The 4,124-nt window shown below is 62.5% G+C and carries 4 protein-coding genes; all 4 read right to left on the minus strand.

All coding sequences use genetic code 11. The features are described from left to right. Positions 1–36: 36 nt before the first annotated feature. Entirely contained in the window at positions 37–1,509 is a 1,473-nt protein-coding gene (gene der, locus OC610_RS22365) for a ribosome biogenesis GTPase Der (RefSeq protein ID WP_030139585.1), read from the minus strand. A 201-nt stretch (positions 1,510–1,710) separates the two neighbouring features. Next, positions 1,711–2,862 carry an outer membrane protein assembly factor BamB gene (gene bamB, locus OC610_RS22370; RefSeq protein WP_264430848.1) on the minus strand — a complete coding sequence of 384 codons (1,152 nt, stop codon included), beginning with the start codon at positions 2,860–2,862 and terminating at the stop codon, positions 1,711–1,713. Beyond that, positions 2,855–3,496, minus strand: a complete 642-nt coding sequence (locus OC610_RS22375; protein WP_045155132.1) for a tetratricopeptide repeat protein — start codon at positions 3,494–3,496, stop codon at positions 2,855–2,857. Before OC610_RS22375 ends, bamB begins: the two co-directional genes overlap by 8 nt. A gap of 40 nt (positions 3,497–3,536) precedes the next feature. Next, positions 3,537–4,124: histidine--tRNA ligase (locus OC610_RS22380; RefSeq protein ID WP_264430849.1), on the minus strand; the 588-nt coding region annotated here is incomplete at its 5' end.

Genomic DNA, 4,124 nt, shown 5'->3' on the forward strand with positions numbered 1-4,124 from the left:
TCCCTCGCCACAAAAGCGATCCGGACAAATCCCGGATCAGCGCTTGTCGCGGCGCTTCTTGTCGGCCTTTTTGTGGTGCGACATCAAGCGGCGCTTCTTGTTGACCTGGCGGTCGGTGAGCGTGTTCTTGTTGCCTTCGTACGGGTTCTCGCCGCCCTTGAACTCGATGCGGATCGGGGTGCCGACCAACTTCAGGACGCGACGATAAGTGTTCTCCAGATAGCGAACGTACGACTTGGGCACTTTCTCGATCTGGTTGCCGTGGATCACGATGATTGGCGGGTTGGCGCCACCCAAGTGGGCGTAGCGCAGCTTGATCCGACGATTGTTGACCATCGGTGGCGCGTGCTCGCCAACGGCGTCTTCGAGGATCTGGGTGAGACGGTTGGTCGGCCAGCGGGTGACCGCCGACTTGAACGAGTTCTGCACCGAAGCGTAGAGGTTGCCCACGCCCGTGCCGTGCAGGGCCGAGATGAAGTGGATGTCGGCGAAGTCGACGAAGAACAGCCGGCGCTGCAATTCGACCTTCACGTAGTCGCGCTCGCTCGGCGTCATGCCGTCCCACTTGTTGATCGCGATGACCAGCGCACGCCCGGCTTCCAGGGCAAAGCCCAGCAGGTTCAGGTCGTGATCCACCACGCCTTCGCGGGCGTCCATCACGAAGATCACCACGTTGGCGTCTTTGATCGCCTGCAGCGTTTTCACCACGGAGAACTTTTCGACTTCTTCGTGGATCTTGCCGCGCTTGCGCACACCGGCGGTGTCGATCAGCGTGTACTTCTCTTCGTTACGCTCGAAGGGGATGTAGATGCTGTCGCGGGTGGTGCCGGGCTGGTCGTAGACGATGACCCGGTCTTCGCCGAGCATGCGGTTGACCAAGGTCGACTTGCCGACGTTCGGGCGGCCGATGATCGCGATCTTGATCCCGTCTTTTTCGCTCGGGCCCGGAATGCGCTTGGCTTCCTCACCCTCGGCAACGATTTCTTCCTCGCCTTCTTCCGGCTCGTCTTCATCGTCCTTCGGGAAATCCGCCAGGGCGATTTCCAGCATCTGGGTGATGCCGCGTCCGTGGGCACCGGCGATCGGGATCGCCTGGCCCATGCCCAACGGCGCGAACTCGGCGCGGGCCATGTCCGGGTCGATGTTGTCGACCTTGTTGGCGACCACGTAGGAACGCTTGTTACGCTTGCGCAAATGCTCGGCGATCATCTGGTCCGCGGCGGTAAAACCGGCCTTGGCGTCTACCAGGAACAGCACCACATCGGCTTCTTCGATGGCGAGCAGCGATTGCTCGGCCATTTTTTCGTCCATGCCGTGTTCATCACCGGAGATGCCGCCGGTGTCGACCAGAATATAGGTACGCCCTTGCCACTTGGCCTCACCGTATTGGCGATCACGGGTCAGACCGGACAAGTCGCCGACGATGGCGTCGCGAGTCCTGGTCAGGCGATTGAACAAGGTGGACTTGCCGACGTTCGGTCGGCCCACCAGGGCGATTACGGGAACCATGCGGCTCTCCACTTCGTTATTTCAGAAAATACAAAAGCCGCTGCGAGGCAGCGGCTGGTGCTCGGGGGGCCACCTTGTGGGAGCGAGCCTGCTCGCGAATGCGATGGATCAGCGACCTGTATGTCGACTGACCCACTGCTTTCGCGAGCAGGCTCGCTCCTACAAAACTGGAGCCGCTTGGGAATTAACCCAAGCATAGTCTTACTTGATGGTCAGGGCTTCCAGTTTGCCGCTGTTGCCATACACATAAATCATGCTGCCCACCACCAGCGGACGGGCACGCAGGCCGTCGCTGTCGATGCGCTCACGGCCGACGAAACGACCGTCCACCTGGCTGAGCAGGTGCAGGTAACCTTCCAGGTCACCCACTGCAACGTAGCTGGAGAACACTTCCGGGGCCGACAGTTGACGACGGGCCAGGGAATCGTTGCTCCACAAGGCGGTGGTGGAACGCTCGTCAACGCCCTCGACGGTACCCGAAGCCAGGCTCACGTAGACGCTGCCAAAACCTTGGGCGACACCGGCGTAGCTGGACGCATCGCGCTGCCACAGCACACGACCGCTTTCCAGGTCCAGTGCCGCAACGCGACCCTGGTAGCTGGCGACGTACAGCGTACCGCCGGACAGCAGCAGGCCGCCGTCGATGTCGACCACACGCTCCAGTTCCGAACGACCTTGCGGGATCGCTACGCGCTGTTCCCAGACCGGCACGCCGTTGGAAATGTCCAGGGCCACGACCTTACCGGTCGACAGGCCAGCCACCGCAAGGCGGTTGGTGACGACTGGCGCGCTGGTGCCCCGCAGGGTCAGCACCGCCGGAGTGCTGTCATACACCCAGCGCTGGTTGCCGGTGGCGGCATCCAGGCCGATCAGACGGTCATCCTGGGTCTGGATCACGACCACGTCACCGTTGGTGGCAGGCGGCGCGAGAACTTCACTGCTGACGCGGGCGCGCCACTTCTCTTCACCGCTGCTCGCGTCCAGGGCGACGATCTCGCCCTTGAGCGTGCCGATCATGAGCAGCCCGTAACCGACGCCAACGGCGCCGGACACCGGCAATTCGAGATCTTTCTTCCACTTGACGTCGCCGTTCATGCGGTCCATGGCCATGACGACGCCCGTGACGTCGCCCGCATAGATGGTGTCGCCGTCGATGGCCGGCACCAGCATGTTGTAGGTTTCACCCTGGCCGTCACCGATGGAGCGGCTCCATTGCTTCTGCAGCACGACTTCTTCTTTGAAGTCGGTCAGTTCGGCCGGAGGCAGTTCTTTCTTGCTGTTGCTGCTGCAACCCGCGGCCAGAATGGCCAGGGCCAGCAATGCTGCATGTTTCCAACGGATCACGTCACGCATCCCCTTTGGCCAGGTCGTCCAGCTTGATTTGCAGGCCACCGACCGCGGCTTCATCCGACAGCGCAGCCTTGGCTTTTTGGTAGGCCGCATGGGCCTCATCGGCACGGCCCAGCTGTACCAGCAGGTCGCCCTTGAGTTCTTCGCGAGTGGCCAGGAACGCCTTGTCGGCGTCACCGTCGAGCAGCTTCAAGGCGTCTTCGACCTTGTTCTGGGCCGCCAGCACCTGTGCCAGGCGCTGACGCGCCACTTCGCCCAGGGTCGGGTTGGCCGGCTTGTCGACGATCGCTTTCAGCTCGGTGGCCGCGTCGTCCAGCTTGCCGCTGTCCACCGCGACCTTGGCCACGAACAGGCTGCCGTACTGGGCGTAGGCGGTACCGCCGAACTCTTTGTTCAGCTTGCCGGCCAAGTCCGCCACGCGCGCCGCGTCAGGCTTGCCGTCCGGGGTCAGGGTGGTTTCCAGCAATTGCTGGTAGAGCATCGAGGCGCCTTGCGACTGGTTGCTCTGGTATTTCTGGTAGGCCTGCCAGCCGAACACGATGACCAGCGCCAACAGGCCGCCAGTGACCAGCGGCTTGCCGTTGCGCGTCCACCAGTCCTTCAAATCCGCCAGCTGTTCATCTTCGGTACTCGACACCCCAATACTCCTTAATCGCTAAATCGGCTGTTTGACAGCTTCAACCCTGCACGACGCAGGTGGCCAGGTGTGCAGCAAGCGCATCCCAGGCAATGCTTTGTTGTTCGCCCTGGCCACGCAGGGGTTTGAAACCTACCACTTGTTGGGCCAGTTCGTCGTCACCGAGGATCAATGCGTACAGCGCACCGCTCTTGTCGGCCTTCTTGAATTGGCTCTTGAAGCTGCCGGCGCCGGCGTTGATCTGCAGGCGCAGGTTGGGCAACTGGTCGCGAACCCGCTCGCTCAACGACAGGGCGGCCAGCTCGGCAGCCTCGCCAAAGGCGCACAGGTAGACGTCGACCTGACGGGACAGCTCTTCAGGCACCTTGTCCAGCGCCTCAAGCATCAACACGAGGCGCTCGATGCCCATGGCAAAGCCCACGCCAGGGGTCGGCTTGCCGCCCATCTGCTCCACCAGGCCGTCGTAGCGGCCGCCGGCACACACGGTGCCTTGGGCGCCGAGCTTGTCGGTGACCCATTCGAAGACGGTCTTGCTGTAGTAGTCCAGGCCGCGAACCAACTTCGGGTTGATCACGTAGGGGATGCCCACGGCGTCGAGGCGAGCCTTCAGCCCTTCGAAGTGCGCACG

The organism is Pseudomonas agronomica, assembly GCF_025917275.1.
Classification (GTDB): Bacteria; Pseudomonadota; Gammaproteobacteria; order Pseudomonadales; family Pseudomonadaceae; genus Aquipseudomonas; species Aquipseudomonas agronomica.